The sequence below is a fragment of the Priestia sp. P1_B12_1 genome, from assembly GCF_056406695.1.
In genome coordinates this window covers 645,368-661,576 of sequence record NZ_JBFTZR010000003.1, presented here as the reverse complement: position 1 = coordinate 661,576, position 16,209 = coordinate 645,368, and the positions used below count along the sequence as shown (strand labels likewise).

Below are 16,209 nucleotides of genomic sequence, written 5' to 3'. Positions count from 1 at the left end.
GTTGTTAGACAAATTAAAAGATTTTTCATCTCATTTTTTTGTGACAGGAGAACCGATGATTTATGGAGCAGATGTTGCCATTTTGTTAACACTAGCCGGTATTATTTTTGTTCTTACGTATCTTAAAAAGTGGAAGTGGCTATGGCGTGAGTGGCTTACAACGGTCGATCATAAAAAAATTGGAATTATGTATATGCTTTCTTCATTATTAATGCTGTTTCGAGGCGGAGTAGATGCACTATTAATGCGTATTCAACTAGCATTCCCTCAGTGGCATTTTCTAGATTCTAATCATTACAACGAAATTTTTACTACGCACGGAACTATTATGATTCTATTTATGGCAATGCCGCTTATGTTTGCGTTCTTTAACATTGTTGTGCCGCTTCAAATTGGAGCAAGAGATGTCGCCTATCCTTTTTTAAACGCGGTAAGCTTTTGGCTATTTTTCTTTGGCGCCATGCTTTTTAATTTGTCGTTTGTAATCGGCGGCTCGCCAGATGCAGGATGGTTGAGTTATCCGCCGCTTTCTGGCATGCAGTTCAGTCCTGGACCAGGTCAAGATTTTTATATTTGGGGTATTCAAATATCAGGTATTGGCAGCTTGGCTTCTGGAATTAATTTTATTATGACTATTTTAAAAATGCGTGCACCGGGCATGAAACTTATGCATATGCCCCTATTCACGTGGTCCGTTCTAGCAAGCTGTATTATTATCATTTTCGCGTTTCCTGTATTAACCGTAACGCTTGCTTTATTGTTTATTGACCGCTTCTTTGACGGACACTTATTTACTATGACCGGCGGAGGAAATCCGATGATGTACATTAACTTAATTTGGATGTGGGGACATCCTGAAGTGTATATCGTTGTACTTCCTGCATTCGGCATTTTTTCTGAAATCGTTGCAACGTTTTCTCAAAAGAAGATATTTGGCTATAAGTCTATGGTTTTTTCAATGATGATTATTAGCGTTCTATCGTATTTCACATGGGTACATCATTTCTTTACGATGGGTGCAGGTGCTAATGTGAATGTGTTTTTTGCTATTACGACGATGGCTATCGGAATTCCAACGGGTGTTAAAGTGTTCAACTGGTTATTTACGATGTTCCGGGGCCGCATTCAAATGACGCAGCCAATGCTATGGACAATTGCTTTTATCCCGTGCTTTATTGTGGGAGGAGCAACGGGTGTTATGCTTTCAGCAGCTCCCGCAGACTATCAGTATCATAATAGCTACTTTTTAGTTGCACACTTTCACCAAGTGTTAATTGGAGGCGTTGTATTCGGCTTTTTTGCAGGTTTGTACTATTGGTGGCCAAAAATGTTTGGCTTTAAATTAAATGACCGTCTTGGTAAATGGGCGTTTTGGACATGGAATATTGGTTTTTACGTATGCTTCATGCCTCAATACGCATTAGGGTTTATGGGAATGACGCGCCGTATTTATACGTACAACTTTGACATGGGATGGGGACCGCTGAACGTTATCTCTACAGTCGGAGCTTTCTTTATGGGCATAGGGTTTATCTTTCAAGCATGGCAGATTCTTCATGGCATTAAGTACGGAGAACGAGATGTAACGGGGGATCCTTGGAATGGACGTACATTAGAATGGTCCATCCCTTCACCGCCGCCGCACTACAATTTTGCAGTGATTCCAACAGTAGCGGGGCAAGATGCGTGGTGGACAACAAAAGAAGAAAGAAAAAAGAAAAAAGCGAAGGAAACAGCTGCTTTCTCTCCGATTCATATGCCTAAGAATTCAGGTATTCCATTTATCATGTCGGTTTTCTGGTTCATTGCTGGTTTTGGCTTAACGTTCCACTGGGTGTGGATGGCGATATTCGGTTTGGCAGGAGTCGGAGCTTGTTTACTAGTTCGTTCTTTTCAATACAACTCGGACTATTATATTCCGGTGGATGAAATTCAGCATACAGAAGATTCAGTAGGGAGGGTTGGCTGACATGGCTTATGCGACAGCGCACCACGAAGAACATCATGATGAACATGATGAAGGAATCAAAGTTATGGGTTTTTGGCTTTTCCTCGTAACGGACTGCATCCTATTTGGAGCATTATTTGCTACGTATGCCGTTCTTGTTAATCATACTGCGGGAGGCCTTACAGGAAAGGAATTTTTTGAAGTTCCAGGATTTGTTTCTGAAACGTTTATCTTATTAACGAGCAGCTTTACGAGCGGATTAGCTGTGCTGAGCATGCACAAGGGAAAAATAAAACCTTTAATTGGCTGGCTAATCGTAACTCTGCTTTTAGGTATGTGCTTTGTGGGCCTTGAAATTCATGAATTTCAAACAATGGTTCATGAAGGAGCAACCATTTCCACCAGCGCATTTTTTACAGCTTTCTATACGCTAGTTAGTACGCACGGGCTGCACGTTTCTGTCGGCATCATTTGGATGATTTCAATTACAATTCAATTAAAACGATATGGAATTACCTCTGTAACAAAGCGAAAAGTGACGATTATCAGCTTATACTGGCATTTTCTTGATGCTGTCTGGATCTTCCTTTACACGGTTGTGTATTTAATGGGGGTGATGTAGATGGAGAACCATGGATCGTTAAAAGCTTATACAATAGGATTTATTTTCTCGATTATTTTAACCGTTATTCCTTTGATGCTGGTATTAAACCATGTATTTTCTAAAAATATATTACTAGCTAGCATTCTAGGAATGGCCGTGCTTCAATTTTTCATTCAACTATTTTTCTTCATGCATATTAAAGACGGAGAGAAGCCTCGTTATAATGTGATGGCTTTAATACTTGGAATCGTTTTTGTTATTACGATTGTAGCAGGATCGATTTGGATCATGACTTTTAACTCTCAAGTTCAATAAAAATGGAGCCGTGCACTCCACACGGCTCTATTTTTTATTAATTTCTATAACTTGTGATAAAAATCACATACTTTCGTTTGCGCAAGAAGTAAAATAAAAGTGTAGCAAGGAAAGTTCTTTATAAACGAAAGACAAAGGAGAGATTATGATGAATATGGCTTATCGTAACATCCTCGTAGCAGTAGACGGTTCTGTAGAAGCAGAGTGGGCATTCAAAAAAGCAGTTAACAGTGCGAAAAAAAATAACGCTCATTTAATAGTTTGTCACGTTATCGACATACAGGCGTTAAGTCCATCACCTTATGCATTCTATACGGATACACGCTTTCAAGATGCAGAGAAATTTGCTGAAGAACTTTTGAGCAATTATCGTAACCTAGCCATCAAAGCGGGAGTAACAAGAGTTGAGACACTAATTGAACACGGCTCTCCTAAAACAAAAATATCTAAAAAAATCGCACCAGACAAGCACGTTGATTTAATTGTATGCGGGGCAACCGGGTTAAACGCCGTAGAGCGCATCTTAATCGGAAGTGTATCTCAGCATATTTTACGCTATGCCAAATGTGATGTGTTAATCGTTCGCACTCCTAAAGAGGCTGAAGAAGAAACAAAGCCTTTACAAGTGGAACTAACAGAGTAGCGGGCACAGACGAGAAATAAAGCTTATTGTGCATAGCAAAATACAAAGCTTTCACCATTTACTTAAAGAGGGGGGATAAATGTATTTTAGTTGAAAGAAGATCCGAACGAGGAATCGAGATTCTTAATAAAGAATTCGACTCGTTCGGATTTTTTTATTGTGATGGTGAACGTAGATTTCATGTATGCAGCTGTTTCTAGCTGTTGATTGAAGGAGAAAGGCAATGAAAGAAAAGCGAGGCGCTAATGGAGCACATCAAACATGTTTATTAAAGAAGAAGACGGGAAGAACAAGTACATAGAAAACTTTTCCTTAGCTGGTTAAAGGTTCATTTATAAAGGAGTGACGAATATGTCAAAGCTAAATAATCCATTAACTCAATATTTTCATGAAGACTATCCAAAACAGTATCAAGAACCACCTGGTGTCCAAAAAGAAATGAACGTCATCCCGGACTGCGGGGAAAACAGTTACATAGGTGCAGGTAAATTAAAAGGCAGAAAAGCTCTTGTGACGGGCGGAGATTCAGGTATTGGCCGGGCAGCAGCGATCGCTTACGCAAGAGAAGGTGCAGACGTTGCGCTTAATTACTTGCCACAAGAGCAAGCAGATGCAGAAGAAGTACAAAAGCTTATTGAAGCAGAAGGAAGAAAAGCCGTTCTCATACCTGGTGATGTAGGCGAAGAATCTTTTTGCAAAGAGCTAGTAGAAAAAGCTTATAAAGAATTAGATGGTCTAGATGTTCTAGCGCTCGTAGCTGGCAAACAGCAGGCAGTAGAAGATATTGCTGATTTAGAAACGGACCAACTGCGCAAAACCTTTGAAGTAAATGTATTCTCTTTATATTGGACCGTAAAAGCAGCGCTGCCTTATTTACCGGCAGGTGCTTCTATTATTACAACAAGTTCTGTACAAGGCTATAGCCCAAGTCCTAATTTATTAGACTATGCAGCTACAAAGTTTGCCATTAACGGATTCACTCGCGGACTAGCCAAGCAATTAGCTCCAAAAGGTATTCGCGTCAACTCCGTTGCTCCAGGACCTATCTGGACGCCGCTGCAAATTTCTGGAGGGCAGCCAAGCGACGCTATTCCAGGCTTTGGACAAGATACGCCTTTGCAGCGTGCTGGCCAGCCGGTAGAATTAGCAAATGTATACGTATTTTTAGCTTCAACGGATGCAAGCTACGTGACGGCTCAAGTTTACGGGATTACAGGCGGAATAGAACTAGCTTAACTTAAAAAAGCCACTTGCAGTTACAAACTGCAAGTGGCTTTTTTGTAGAGTTATTTCTGTTTTATCGTCTTTTATCTTTTAACGTCTGTACACAAATGTAGCTAAGCGTAGCGAATAACGCTGTAATAAACGCCGAGTGAGACAGTGTAGCAAAGACATTTAAACGAGATACGACAACAAAGATACCGCTGAATATTTGAGCAACGGTTAAAGCAACTGCAATGATGGACGCATAGTAAATATCACGGCGAGTTTCTTTATACTGTTTGATAGCAGATACCATAATCCAAATGATAAGAACAAACAGCACAAGAGCAGCAAATCGGTGAGCAAAGTGAATGCCTGTTGTTCCTGATAGCTTTGGAATAAGCGTATTGCCATAACAAGCAGGAAAGCTTGTACATGCTAAGCTTGCACCTTTGTGACGCACATATGCACCTAAATAAATATCGCAATAGGTAAATATAAGCGTAAACCATGCGAGCCATTTAAATTTGCCTGTAACGGCTCCTTTAATAAAATGATCCGAACGGTCCTTTTGAATAACAAATATTGAAAGTAAAAATACACCGGTAAACGCAATAAGCGAAAGACCGAAATGCAGGGCTAGCGCCTCAGCTGACTGAGGCCAGATAACGGCAGAAGCCCCGAGCAATGACTCGATAACGATAAATGCAATACTCATAATCGCTAAAATTTTCACTTCACGGTTTCTGCGATAACGAATCCAAGCCCAAATAGAAAATGCTAAAACAAGAAGACCTGCAAATGCGGTAATCAAACGATGCGTATATTCAATCATTGTTGCTACCGCGTATTCGGGTATTAACTGCCCGTTACACAATGGCCACTCGTTTCCGCATCCTAATCCAGATCCTGTGGTTGTGACCAGACTGCCGGCAATCATTAAAATAAACATAACAATCGTTGTAAATATAGCTGTTATTTTAAATAAATTTCTCATACGTTGACTCCCTTTGCTGAGTTACTAATTATGACTATAGATTTGATGAATACGATAGTCAAGTAGTAGAGCGTAATTAACAAATAACTGTCACAAACTCGCACATGTTTCCCTTAAAATTGATGTCAGAAAAGCTTTCTTCCTTAAACTTTGTAATGGTTTTTTCCTTTTAAACGATGTAAATAGGGTTCCCTACATAAGATATAAAAAAATTATATTAGTGATTTTATACAATTTGCCAAAAAAACTTTAGAGAGAATGGAGATACAATCATATTCCAAAAGTGATAATATAGATATAAATCAAATGATGTTATAAAACCTATCATTTTATGTAAGATATAAAATGATAGGTTTTATTGGAAAGAAACTTTGTTGAAAGGAGAGATAACGATGAGCTTAGAAGCTTTAAATAAAAGAGTAGAAACCGATCTGTCTTACCTTTCCTTCAGGAAACCAACAGAAGCACAGCCAATTACCCCTAAGAGCGGACACGTATACGATGTAATCATTATTGGAGGAGGTCAAAGCGGTTTAGGAACGGCCTTTGGCTTGCTGCGAGAACGCGTGTCGAATATTCTTGTTATTGATGAAAATCGTTCGGGTTTAGAAGGCCCGTGGGAAACGTACGCGCGAATGATTACGCTAAGAACGCCCAAAAACTTAACGTCTGTCGATTTAGGCATGCCTTCACTTACGTTTCAAGCGTGGTGGGAAGCACAATTCGGCTCAGAAGGCTGGGAAGCTCTTGACAAAATCCCAAGAGGCGACTGGATGAATTATTTGCGCTGGTACCGGAATATTCTTAACCTTCCTGTGGCAAATGAAATAAAATTAACGTTAATTGAGCCGGCAGAAACAGGTATCCATCGCTTGCATATTGAAGGGAATGGAGCCGTGTGCCCTACACTGATGGCACGTAAAGTTATACTAGCTACAGGAATTCAAGGAGGAGGAGAATGGCATGTTCCACCTATGATTTCTGAAAAATTGCCGCCTCATCTTTATTCTCACACTTCACAAACCATTGATTTCACTACGTTGAAGAACAAAAAAGTAGCTGTTTTAGGAGGAGGAGCATCCGCGTTTGATAACGCCAACTATGCGCTTTCCGAAGGGGTTACTGAAGCTCATGTATTTGTTCGACGAAAAGAACTTCCCCGTATTAATCCAATCAGACAAATGGAAGCTTCAGGAATGATTGAACGTTTCCATGCTCTGTCAGATGCTGAAAAATATGAAGTGATGGCTCATTTTTTCGAATACAATCAGCCGCCTACGAATGATACATTTGGACGCGCTTCCTCATGGCCAGGTTTTCATTTGCACGTGCATGCCCCATGGCTCGACGTCGAGGAAAAACACGACAAAGCAGTTGTAACCACTCCTCAGGGAACGTTTACGTTTGACTATTTAATTATTAGCACCGGACTTCTAACAGATCCGGCTCTGCGTCCAGAATTGCAACTTGTTGAAAAACACATCGCCCGCTGGAACGATCATTACAAAGCACCGCATGAAATCGCCAACCCAGTATTGGATGCCCATCCTTACATTAGTAACGGCTTTGCTTTTTTAAGTCGTAATAGGGAAGGTCAAAAAATGGTATATGGCCTTTTTGCTTTTAATTATTCCGCTTTAATTAGCTGTGGAATTTCTGCATCCGCTCTTTCAGGGCTAAAATATGCGATACCAAAGCTCGTCTCAGAAGTCGCCAATCAGCTTTTTATTGATAACCGCCATGAGAATTTAACCAATTTCTTTGACTATGATGAGCCTGAATTTGTCGGCAGCTGGTCAAAGGACAATAATCAAGTGAAAACAATATAATAAAACTACATTTTTAACAATGAAAAAGGTGAAGCATATGGAGCAGATCTCTAAAAAGAAGATAGCTACTTTGTATACTCAAATTAGCCAAGAAATTTTTAATGTAGGCGTGAATACTCAAAAAATAGATATTATTGATAATAAAATTCTTATACTAGCTCAATCAAAAAGAATGCCGGCATTAGAAGCACTTAGTGAAGAATATAGAGAATTAGTGATGTCTCTTGATGCCGCTTTATCGACTAAATATAAAAAAATGCTAAAGCAAAAAGTGGAGCTTTTATTTGATATTCAGGTCACTTCTTTATTTAGAGACTATGATCCTGTTACAGAGAATTCTTGTACGGTTATTTGCTTTAAATAACTTCTCTATATAAATTGCAAAACGATCGATGAAATCGTTTGTTTCGCAAAACGCGCAAAAGACGGATGCTTATCTTCTGTTTACAGAAGCAAAGAGCCGTGAAGATAGAAGGATTCCCTTCTGTTTTCACGGCTTTTTTTATAGATATTTTCATCAAAAAAGAGAGGGGAAATGGCTAAACACACACTGTTTTATAGAGGAACTGTAAAAGCGAGTTAAAAGAAGATGAATCGAAAATTAAAGGAGTGAAAAGCAAGTGGCGATGAATGAAAAAGTTGAAGCTCAGCATATGGAACTAACAAAAAAATCAGCACCTAAGCCTTCATGGTTGGATAAGCTGTTTCATTTAACCGAACGTAAAACAGATGTAAAAACAGAAATTCTTGCTGGAATTACTACTTTTGTGACGATGAGCTATATTATCTTTGTTAATCCGACGATTTTAGCAGATGCAGGCATTCCAAAAGAAGCGGCAATTGCGGCGACGATTTTTGCCACTGTCTTTGCTACTCTTTTGTTTGCATTATGGGCGAACATGCCTATTGCAGTAGCACCAGGAATGGGGCTGAACGCTTTTTTTACGTATACAGTGGTATTGGGTGAAGGGCTAACGTGGCAAACAGGTTTAGGAGCCGTATTTATTTCAGGCGTTGTATTTTTTATTTTAACCATAACGGGCTTACGCAAGAAGATTATTGAAGGGATACCCGCTATTTTAAAAAGTGCTATTTCTGTTGGAATCGGTCTATTTATTGCTTTTATCGGTTTTAAGCAAGCAGGCATTATTGTAAGCAACAAAGAAAATTTAGTAGCCCTTGGTCAGCTTACAAAACCGGGCCCATTACTTGCTTTATTAGGTTTTATCGCGGTAACTGTATTAACTGCTCGAAAAATTAAAGGAGCGGCCCTGATTAGCATTTTGCTAGTATCAATTGCCGGGATGGTGCTGGGCATAGTAGAAGCACCTAAAAGCATCAGCAGCGTGGTGTCGTTTTCAATGCCGAGCATGTCGGAAACTTTTTTACAAATGGATATTAAATCTGCTCTTCATTACGGTCTTTTCTCTATTATTTTTTCATTTACACTTGTGGAGCTATTTGATAATTTAGGATCGATGATTGGATTATCTAAAAAAGCTGGATTAATGGATGAAAAAGGGGAAATTAAAGGGTTAGATAAAGCGCTTATGGCAGATTCTCTTGCGACTGTAGCCAGTGCTGCTATGGGATCTACCGCAATGAACGCGTATGTAGAAAATGCTGCGGGAATTGCAGAAGGAGGCAAAACGGGCCTTAAAGCACTGGTCGTTGCCATGTTGTTTTTAGTGAGCATTTTATTTACGCCATTAATTAGCATTATTCCTGCTTTTGCTACAGCGCCTATTTTAATTATGGTTGGAGCTCTCATGTTAACGGAAATTAAAAACATTCCTTTAGACGAGATAACAGATGCTGTGCCTGCTTTTTGTACCATTATTTTGATGCCGTTAACGTTTAGTATCGGCGAAGGCTTAGCGCTAGGGTTTTTATCTTATACATTCGTTAAATTGTTAGCCGGCAGGGCAAAGGAAATTCACTGGATTATGTATATCATTAGCGCCGCTTTTATTATCAACTTCGTCTGGGCTGCTTGAGTGCATGTATTTACAGTAAAAAAAGACTTCTCAGCTGAGAAGTCTTTTTTACTGTTCGCGTAGATTTTAATTTTTCTTCTCTTACAGAAATAAAAGATAGCGAAGGAAGATATATAACGTTGAAATTAAAAGAGATACGAGCGTGATTGGAGCTCCAATTTTTAAAAAATCCATAAACGAAAATTTATGTCCTTTTTTTACAGCCATGCCAGCTACAATTACATTGGCAGACGCTCCAATTAGCGTACCGTTCCCTCCCAAACATGCTCCTAGAGCCAGTGACCACCATAGTACACTGATTTGAGCAGAATCAGGGCTCATTCCCATTCCATGAGCCATATCTTGAATAAGTGGAATCATTGTAGCAACGAAAGGAATGTTATCAATAACAGCTGAAGCAATTCCGCTAATCCACAAAATGAGATAAGCTGACAGTGCGATATTGCCGTCTGTAACGTTTAACGCGCCTGCAGCGAGCTTTTTAATGATGCCTACATCGATTAATCCCCCGACAAGAATAAACAAACCAGCAAAGAAAATAATGGTTGTCCATTCAACAGAATCAAACGCGCTTTCTACTTCATCATGAGTTCGTAATCCAATTACCAATAATACAGCTGCACCTGTAATAGCTACCATAGCGGCATCGATATGTAAAACGGAATGCAGGGTAAAACCTAGAATCGTTAAGACTAATACAGTTAACGATTTTTTCATTAAAGCGGAATCTTGAATATAATCTTTTTCATTTAAACTCATTAGCTCTTGCTTTTTACTATCTTCTACTTTTAACTTTTTACGATAGATAAGAACAAGAATCCCCAGCGTAACAACACCGATAATCAGTACTGCAGGAGCTAAGTTTAATAAAAAAGCATTAAAATCAAGGTGAGGGTTCGCTGCCCCAATCATAATATTAGGCGGGTCGCCTATTAAAGTTGCCGTTCCTCCAATATTTGAAAACAGCACTTCTGATATAAGAAATGGAAAAGGATTAATATTCAAAATAGTAGTGATGGAAAATGTAACGGGAACAATTAATAACACGGTTGTTACGTTGTCTAAAAATGCTGATCCGACGCCTGTTAAGATTGATAAAATAACTAGAATTCGAACAGGGTCACCTTTAGCGATTTTAGCAGACTTGATGGCTGCGTATTGAAACACGCCCGTTTTGTTTGTAATGCCGACTAAAATCATCATACCCATAAGAAGGACAATAGTTTCCCACTGAATGTGTTCCATAATGGCCTTATTAAAGTCAACAATACCTAACAAAATCATCAATATAGCGCCTAAAAGAGCTGCCGAAGCGCGATTGATCTTTTCGGTCATAATCAAAAAATATGTAATGATAAATATAATAATGGCTGCGTATACATGAAAACTTGTAATGTGTTGAATTGCATTGTGCATAACAGTAACCTGGCGATATGTCATCTAGACATCACGAAGTGTAGATGACAAAAACTTTGGATGTTTTCCAGGTTTTCACCTCATCTTTCATCGTTTAATTTACATCCAACTTTACGGTAAAACTTCTATAAAGCCCGTTTTGCTTTAACCAACCTCCTTTAGGAGCTTTAGTATTCTTCAAAATGAAGACGATTCCTTCAGCATTATATCATATTTATATAAAAGCTTTCTTGTTGATTATTCAATGTAATTTTCCTCCTGCATACTTATTATGCACCTTAAATTCAGTTTACATAATTGGTTTCCCTAAGATTGGACAAAGTTAGACAAAGTTGGAACAGTGTCCAACTTTGTCTAACTTTATGAGGCCAAATCCAACAATAGATTGCTAGTATAAAGCGATTTTACTATTGGCACGGTACTTGCAATAGTAGTTAAGTGAAGTTTGATAATCAAATGAGGAGGCTTACCATAATGAAAACTGCTCAAAATAAAACAGAAAAGCTTACGAAAGAAAAAGCCAGCTGGATGTATCAGAAAATGGTAGAAATTCGAAAGTTTGAAGATGAAGTACATCAAATTTTCGCAAAAGGTGTACTGCCTGGTTTTGTTCATCTGTATGCAGGTGAAGAAGCGGTAGCGGTTGGAATGTGCGCTCATCTTAATGACAGTGACAGTATTACGAGCACTCATCGCGGACACGGTCATTGTATTGCTAAAGGCGGCGATTTAGATGGAATGATGGCTGAGCTTTTTGGAAAGGTAACCGGGTTAGGCAAAGGAAAAGGCGGATCCATGCATATCGCGGATTTAGATAAAGGAATTTTAGGGGCAAATGGAATTGTAGGAGGAGGATTTCCGCTTGCATGCGGTTCTGCTTTAACTGCTAAGTATAAAAAGACAAAAGATGTAAGCGTTTGCTTTTTTGGAGACGGAGCGGGTAATGAAGGGACGTTTCATGAAGGAATCAACTTAGCAGCGATTTGGAAACTGCCGGTTGTTTTTGTTGCTGAAAATAATGGCTACGGAGAGGCAACTCCATTTTCTTATGCTTCGAGCTGCAGCGCGATTGCAGATCGTGCCGCAGCTTATAACATTCCAGGGGTACGAGTGGATGGAAAAGACGTGATGGCGGTTTATGAAGCAGCTGCAGAAGCTGTTCAACGAGCCCGCAGAGGGGAAGGGCCAACATTAATTGAATGTGTAACGTATCGAAATTACGGACATTTTGAAGGCGACGCACAAACGTATAAATCAGGAAATGAAAAGAAAGAACATCTCCAGGAAAAAGATGCGATCGCTCTTTTTGAAAATTACTTGCTTTCAGAACAAGTAGTAACAGAAAAAGAGCTTAGAGATATTGATGGTGATGTAGAAAAAGCAGTAAAACGCGCAGTTGAGTTAGCAGAAACAAGCGATTATCCTGATGCTTCGGAACTATTAACGGATGTTTATGTATCTTATTAATTAAAGGGGGAAAAGAAAATGACTAGAAAATTAAGCATGTCTGAAGCTATTAATGAAGCTATGAAACTAGCGATGCGAAAAGATGAGAATGTGATTCTTTTGGGAGAAGATGTAGCTGGCGGAGCGGAGATTGACCACCTGCAAGATGATGAGGCTTGGGGCGGGGTCCTTGGAGTGACAAAGGGGCTTGTACAAGAATTTGGACGTGAACGAATTCTGGATACGCCTATTTCAGAAGCAGCTTATATAGGAGCGGCAATGGGAGCGGCAGCTACAGGGTTAAGACCGGTTGCAGAATTAATGTTTAATGACTTTATTGGCTGCTGTTTAGATCAAGTGCTGAATCAAGGGGCGAAATTTAGATACATGTTTGGAGGAAAAGCTGAAGTGCCCGTCACGATTCGGACGACTCATGGAGCTGGATTTAGGGCTGCAGCTCAGCATTCTCAGAGCTTGTACGCCTTGTTTACTAGCATTCCTGGCCTTAAAGTAGTCGTACCTTCTAACCCTTACGATGCAAAAGGGTTATTGTTAGCAGCTATTGAAGACAATGATCCCGTTATCTTTTTTGAAGACAAAACATTGTACAACATGAAAGGAGAGGTTCCTGAAGGCTACTATACAATTCCGCTAGGGAAAGCTGACGTGAAACGCGAAGGACCAGATTTAACCATTGTAGCCATTGGAAAACAAGTAAATACTGCACTTACAGCAGCAGATCAATTGTCTCACAAGGGAATTGATGTAGAAGTAGTCGATCCGCGGAGTCTATCACCTTTTGATGAAGAGACCATTCTTTCTTCTGTAGAAAAAACGAATCGATTAATTGTCATGGACGAAGCCAATCCAAGATGCAGCATCGCAACAGATATTGCTGCGCTAGTTGCTGATAAAGGATTTGACATGCTTGATGCACCTATTAAACGAATTACAGCACCACATACACCTGTGCCATTTTCACCTCCATTAGAAGATATTTATCTGCCAACACCACAAAAAGTAATTGAAGTTGTATCGGAGTTACTAGGAGATAAATCGCTTCTAAGTGTGTAATTAAAGAAAAGGAGGAGGAAGCAAATGGCTGCAGAGGTTGTAATGCCAAAACTAGGGATGGCAATGAAAGAAGGAACCGTTTCGACGTGGAACAAAAAAGTTGGAGACTCCGTTTCAAAAGGAGATATGATTGCAAGCATTAATTCTGAAAAAATCGAAATGGATATTGAAGCGCCGCAGGACGGTGTGATTCTTGATATTCTTGTACAAGAAGATGTAGGAGTGCCTCCTGGAACGATTATCTGTTATGTTGGAAAGCCAAACGAGCAGCTCACTGAGCAGAACCGTTCAGCAAATGAGCTGCAAGCGCCTAAAAACGAGGTAGCGGCTGCTATCTCTTTAGAAGAGCCACCAGCAAACGCAGCTCCATCAAAAAAGAATAAAGAAACTGTGCGCATTTCGCCAATTGCACGGAAAATAGCAGAATCTGAAAACCTTAATGTTGAAACGATTCAAGGCACAGGACCAAAAGGAAGAATCACCAAAGCAGATGTAGAGAAAGTGCTGGCGGAAAGAGCTTCAGAAGCGAGTCCCCAAACGGTAGAAAGGGATAACCCCGCTATAAACAAAGAAACGCTTCCCGTAGCGGGCATAAGGAAAGTCATTGCAAGTCGAATGCATAATAGTTTATTAAACAGTGCCCAATTAACGATTAATATGAAAGCTGACGTGACGGATTTGCTGTCTTTTCAGAGAGAAATCAAAGATGTAATCCAACAACGCCATAAGGTGAAAATCTCTCTAACTGATTTTATTGCTCGCGCTGTTGTTCTTTCACTTCAAGAACACAAACAAATGAACAGTGCCTATATTGATAACGAAATTCAACTCTATAACCATGTTCATCTTGGAATGGCCGTAGCTTTAGAAAATGGGTTAGTTGTTCCAGTTATGCAGCATGCTGAAAAGATGTCGTTAGTGGAATTAGCTGCAGAGATCAAAACCCGAGCAGCAGATGCTCGGCAAGGTCAGCTGAGCACTGATAGAATGCAAGGTTCTACATTCACTATTACTAATCTCGGTGCTTACGGAGTAGAGTATTTTACACCTGTATTAAACCCGCCTGAAACAGGAATTCTTGGTGTTGGAGCTACTGAAGATGTACCGATGTATAAAGGAGACGAATTACAAAAAAGAAACTTGCTGCCTTTAAGCCTGACGTTTGATCATCGCGTACTGGACGGAGCACCTGCAGCTAATTTCCTTGGAACCATTAAACAATACTTAGAACAGCCTATTTTACTACTCTTATAGAAAGGGGTGCATTCCGTGAAACCTTTAGTTGTCATTGGCGGCGGTCCAGCAGGATATGTGGCGGCAATCACTGCCGCCCGGCAAGGAAAACAAGTTACGTTAATCGAACAAAAAGATTTAGGTGGAACCTGTTTAAATGAGGGCTGTATGCCAACAAAGTCGCTATTAGCAAGCGCGGAAGCCTATGAGAAAATTAAGAAAGCTGAGCAATTCGGCATTACTCTTCCTTTAGAACAAGTGAAAATTAACTGGGATGGCGTTCAGCATCATAAAACAGCCATTGTAAAAAACTTGGTCAGGGGAATTGGCTATTTGATGAAAAAGAACAGTATTAAAGTCATAAAAGGAGAAGCTTCTTTTTTGACAAATCATCGTCTATCCGTGCGAAACGAAAATCACGTAGAAGAGGTAGAGGCTGAACAGTTTATTATTGCTGCGGGTTCAGAACCTGCTAGCCTGCCATTTGCTTCTTTTGATGGAAAGTGGATCATTCACAGTAAACAAGCAATGTCGCTGCCTGCTGTCCCTTCATCTCTTTTGATAGTAGGAGGGGGTGTAATTGGATGTGAATTTGCAAGCATTTACAGCCAAATGGGAACAAAAGTAACAATTGTGGAAGCGGCAGACCAGCTGCTTCCTGGTGAAGATGCCGACATCGCATTTACGTTACAGGAAGAATTAGAGAAAAAAGGCGTAAGGATTTATACATCCGCTTCGCTAACAGAAATGCAGCCAAAAGATAAAACAGCTCTATTTAAACATAAAGAAGAGCTGCATGAACTGCAGGCTGAGTATGCATTAATTTCAATTGGAAGAAAACCTAGAGTGCTAGGTTTAGGTTTAGAACAGGTTGGCGTACATTTTTCAAAACAAGGAATTGATGTTAATGAGCATATGCAAACGAATATACCTAACATCTATGCTTGTGGAGATGTAGTTGGCGGAATTCAGCTTGCCCATGTCGCCTTTCATGAAGGCACAGTTGCCGCTTTGCACGCATGCGGAAAAGATAAGAGCGTAAATTATCGAGCTGTGCCCCGCTGCATTTATACTCACCCTGAAATTGCAAGTGTCGGTATGACAGAAAAGCAGGCTCGAAGCGAATACGGCGATATTCGCGTCGGAGAATTCTCGTTTACGGCAAACGGCAAAGCGATGATTGCCAATGAGTCCGTTGGAAAAGTAAAAGTAATCGTAGAACCGCAGTTTAACGAAATTATTGGGCTTTCCATTGTAGGTTCACATGCTACAGAATTAATTGGACAAGGAACCATTATGATGCACGGAGAGTTGACTACAGATATAATGGAAGACTTTATCGCTGCCCATCCTACATTATCTGAAGCCATTCACGAAGCTCTTTTGCAGTCAGCGGGTCAGGCCATTCACTCTTAACTATACAAATGCCCTAAGTGATTAAGCCCTTTAAGAATGAAAAGTAAAAATGAAGGGCTTAAAAAGATAAACTAGAGGATGAAGGAAT

At 39.9% G+C, this 16,209-nt stretch carries 14 protein-coding genes; 12 read left to right on the top strand and 2 right to left on the bottom strand.

The window, feature by feature from the left end:
* Window position 1 precedes the first annotated feature (1 nt).
* From qoxB to AC1D0Y_RS14335, 5 genes are all read left to right on the top strand, one after another.
* A complete protein-coding gene (gene qoxB / locus AC1D0Y_RS14355; protein ID WP_336091852.1) occupies window positions 2-1,969 on the top strand; it encodes a cytochrome aa3 quinol oxidase subunit I in 1,968 nt (655 codons plus the stop codon).
* 1 nt (window position 1,970) lies between these two features.
* Window positions 1,971-2,570, top strand: a complete 600-nt coding sequence (cyoC, locus tag AC1D0Y_RS14350) for a cytochrome o ubiquinol oxidase subunit III (protein ID WP_043981922.1) — start codon at window positions 1,971-1,973, stop codon at window positions 2,568-2,570.
* Window positions 2,571-2,867, top strand: coding sequence for a cytochrome o ubiquinol oxidase subunit IV (gene cyoD / locus AC1D0Y_RS14345; RefSeq protein WP_043981923.1), 297 nt, complete (start codon window positions 2,571-2,573; stop codon window positions 2,865-2,867).
* 148 nt (window positions 2,868-3,015) lie between these two features.
* Window positions 3,016-3,510 (top strand): universal stress protein, encoded by a 495-nt coding sequence (locus tag AC1D0Y_RS14340; RefSeq protein ID WP_028408882.1) that lies wholly within the window; start codon window positions 3,016-3,018, stop codon window positions 3,508-3,510.
* Between the two features lie 351 nt (window positions 3,511-3,861).
* Window positions 3,862-4,746, top strand: a complete 885-nt coding sequence (locus AC1D0Y_RS14335) for an SDR family oxidoreductase (RefSeq protein WP_013056577.1) — start codon at window positions 3,862-3,864, stop codon at window positions 4,744-4,746.
* Between the two features lie 61 nt (window positions 4,747-4,807).
* On the opposite strand, the gene AC1D0Y_RS14330 is transcribed toward AC1D0Y_RS14335, so the two are convergent.
* Complete coding sequence (locus AC1D0Y_RS14330; protein ID WP_477707720.1) at window positions 4,808-5,710, bottom strand: COX15/CtaA family protein; 903 nt, start codon at window positions 5,708-5,710, stop codon at window positions 4,808-4,810.
* A 392-nt stretch (window positions 5,711-6,102) separates the two neighbouring features.
* Between AC1D0Y_RS14330 and AC1D0Y_RS14325 the strand changes: the two genes are divergently transcribed.
* The 3 genes from AC1D0Y_RS14325 to AC1D0Y_RS14315 all read left to right on the top strand — a co-directional run bounded on the left by AC1D0Y_RS14325 (window position 6,103) and on the right by AC1D0Y_RS14315 (window position 9,536).
* The gene (locus AC1D0Y_RS14325) at window positions 6,103-7,539 is read left to right on the top strand and encodes an NAD(P)-binding domain-containing protein (RefSeq protein ID WP_477707719.1); all 1,437 of its coding nucleotides are present in this window, start codon (window positions 6,103-6,105) and stop codon (window positions 7,537-7,539) included.
* A gap of 37 nt (window positions 7,540-7,576) precedes the next feature.
* Window positions 7,577-7,903, top strand: coding sequence for a Na-translocating system protein MpsC family protein (locus AC1D0Y_RS14320; RefSeq protein WP_028408878.1), 327 nt, complete (start codon window positions 7,577-7,579; stop codon window positions 7,901-7,903).
* A 256-nt stretch (window positions 7,904-8,159) separates the two neighbouring features.
* Window positions 8,160-9,536 (top strand): NCS2 family permease, encoded by a 1,377-nt coding sequence (locus AC1D0Y_RS14315; RefSeq protein ID WP_098331571.1) that lies wholly within the window; start codon window positions 8,160-8,162, stop codon window positions 9,534-9,536.
* An 81-nt stretch (window positions 9,537-9,617) separates the two neighbouring features.
* On the opposite strand, the gene AC1D0Y_RS14310 is transcribed toward AC1D0Y_RS14315, so the two are convergent.
* On the bottom strand, window positions 9,618-10,952 hold the full coding sequence (locus tag AC1D0Y_RS14310; protein WP_014460545.1) for an ArsB/NhaD family transporter: 1,335 nt from the start codon (window positions 10,950-10,952) through the stop codon (window positions 9,618-9,620).
* A 474-nt stretch (window positions 10,953-11,426) separates the two neighbouring features.
* Here AC1D0Y_RS14310 and AC1D0Y_RS14305 point away from each other — a divergent pair, with 474 nt between their 5' ends.
* The 4 genes from AC1D0Y_RS14305 to lpdA are packed head-to-tail and all read left to right on the top strand — an operon-like array spanning window position 11,427 to window position 16,121.
* Window positions 11,427-12,419 carry a thiamine pyrophosphate-dependent dehydrogenase E1 component subunit alpha gene (locus tag AC1D0Y_RS14305; protein ID WP_416367083.1) on the top strand — a complete coding sequence of 331 codons (993 nt, stop codon included), beginning with the start codon at window positions 11,427-11,429 and terminating at the stop codon, window positions 12,417-12,419.
* Between the two features lie 18 nt (window positions 12,420-12,437).
* Window positions 12,438-13,472 carry an alpha-ketoacid dehydrogenase subunit beta gene (locus AC1D0Y_RS14300; RefSeq protein WP_477707718.1) on the top strand — a complete coding sequence of 345 codons (1,035 nt, stop codon included), beginning with the start codon at window positions 12,438-12,440 and terminating at the stop codon, window positions 13,470-13,472.
* 24 nt (window positions 13,473-13,496) lie between these two features.
* Complete coding sequence (locus tag AC1D0Y_RS14295; protein ID WP_060747466.1) at window positions 13,497-14,726, top strand: dihydrolipoamide acetyltransferase family protein; 1,230 nt, start codon at window positions 13,497-13,499, stop codon at window positions 14,724-14,726.
* A gap of 15 nt (window positions 14,727-14,741) precedes the next feature.
* A complete protein-coding gene (gene lpdA / locus AC1D0Y_RS14290) occupies window positions 14,742-16,121 on the top strand; it encodes a dihydrolipoyl dehydrogenase (protein ID WP_028408872.1) in 1,380 nt (459 codons plus the stop codon).
* Window positions 16,122-16,209: the final 88 nt, after the last annotated feature.

Excerpts from the sequence above, each read along its gene's own strand:
- AC1D0Y_RS14310 (WP_014460545.1), bottom strand. The coding sequence starts at position 10,952 with ATGCACAATGCAATTCAACACATTACAAGTTTTCATGTATACGCAGCC.
- AC1D0Y_RS14330 (WP_477707720.1), bottom strand. The coding sequence starts at position 5,710 with ATGAGAAATTTATTTAAAATAACAGCTATATTTACAACGATTGTTATG.
- AC1D0Y_RS14320 (WP_028408878.1), top strand. The coding sequence starts at position 7,577 with ATGGAGCAGATCTCTAAAAAGAAGATAGCTACTTTGTATACTCAAATT.
- AC1D0Y_RS14335 (WP_013056577.1), top strand. The coding sequence starts at position 3,862 with ATGTCAAAGCTAAATAATCCATTAACTCAATATTTTCATGAAGACTAT.
- AC1D0Y_RS14300 (WP_477707718.1), top strand. The coding sequence starts at position 12,438 with ATGACTAGAAAATTAAGCATGTCTGAAGCTATTAATGAAGCTATGAAA.
- AC1D0Y_RS14325 (WP_477707719.1), top strand. The coding sequence starts at position 6,103 with ATGAGCTTAGAAGCTTTAAATAAAAGAGTAGAAACCGATCTGTCTTAC.
- AC1D0Y_RS14305 (WP_416367083.1), top strand. The coding sequence starts at position 11,427 with ATGAAAACTGCTCAAAATAAAACAGAAAAGCTTACGAAAGAAAAAGCC.
- AC1D0Y_RS14295 (WP_060747466.1), top strand. The coding sequence starts at position 13,497 with ATGGCTGCAGAGGTTGTAATGCCAAAACTAGGGATGGCAATGAAAGAA.
- cyoD (WP_043981923.1), top strand. The coding sequence starts at position 2,571 with ATGGAGAACCATGGATCGTTAAAAGCTTATACAATAGGATTTATTTTC.
- AC1D0Y_RS14340 (WP_028408882.1), top strand. The coding sequence starts at position 3,016 with ATGAATATGGCTTATCGTAACATCCTCGTAGCAGTAGACGGTTCTGTA.
- cyoC (WP_043981922.1), top strand. The coding sequence starts at position 1,971 with ATGGCTTATGCGACAGCGCACCACGAAGAACATCATGATGAACATGAT.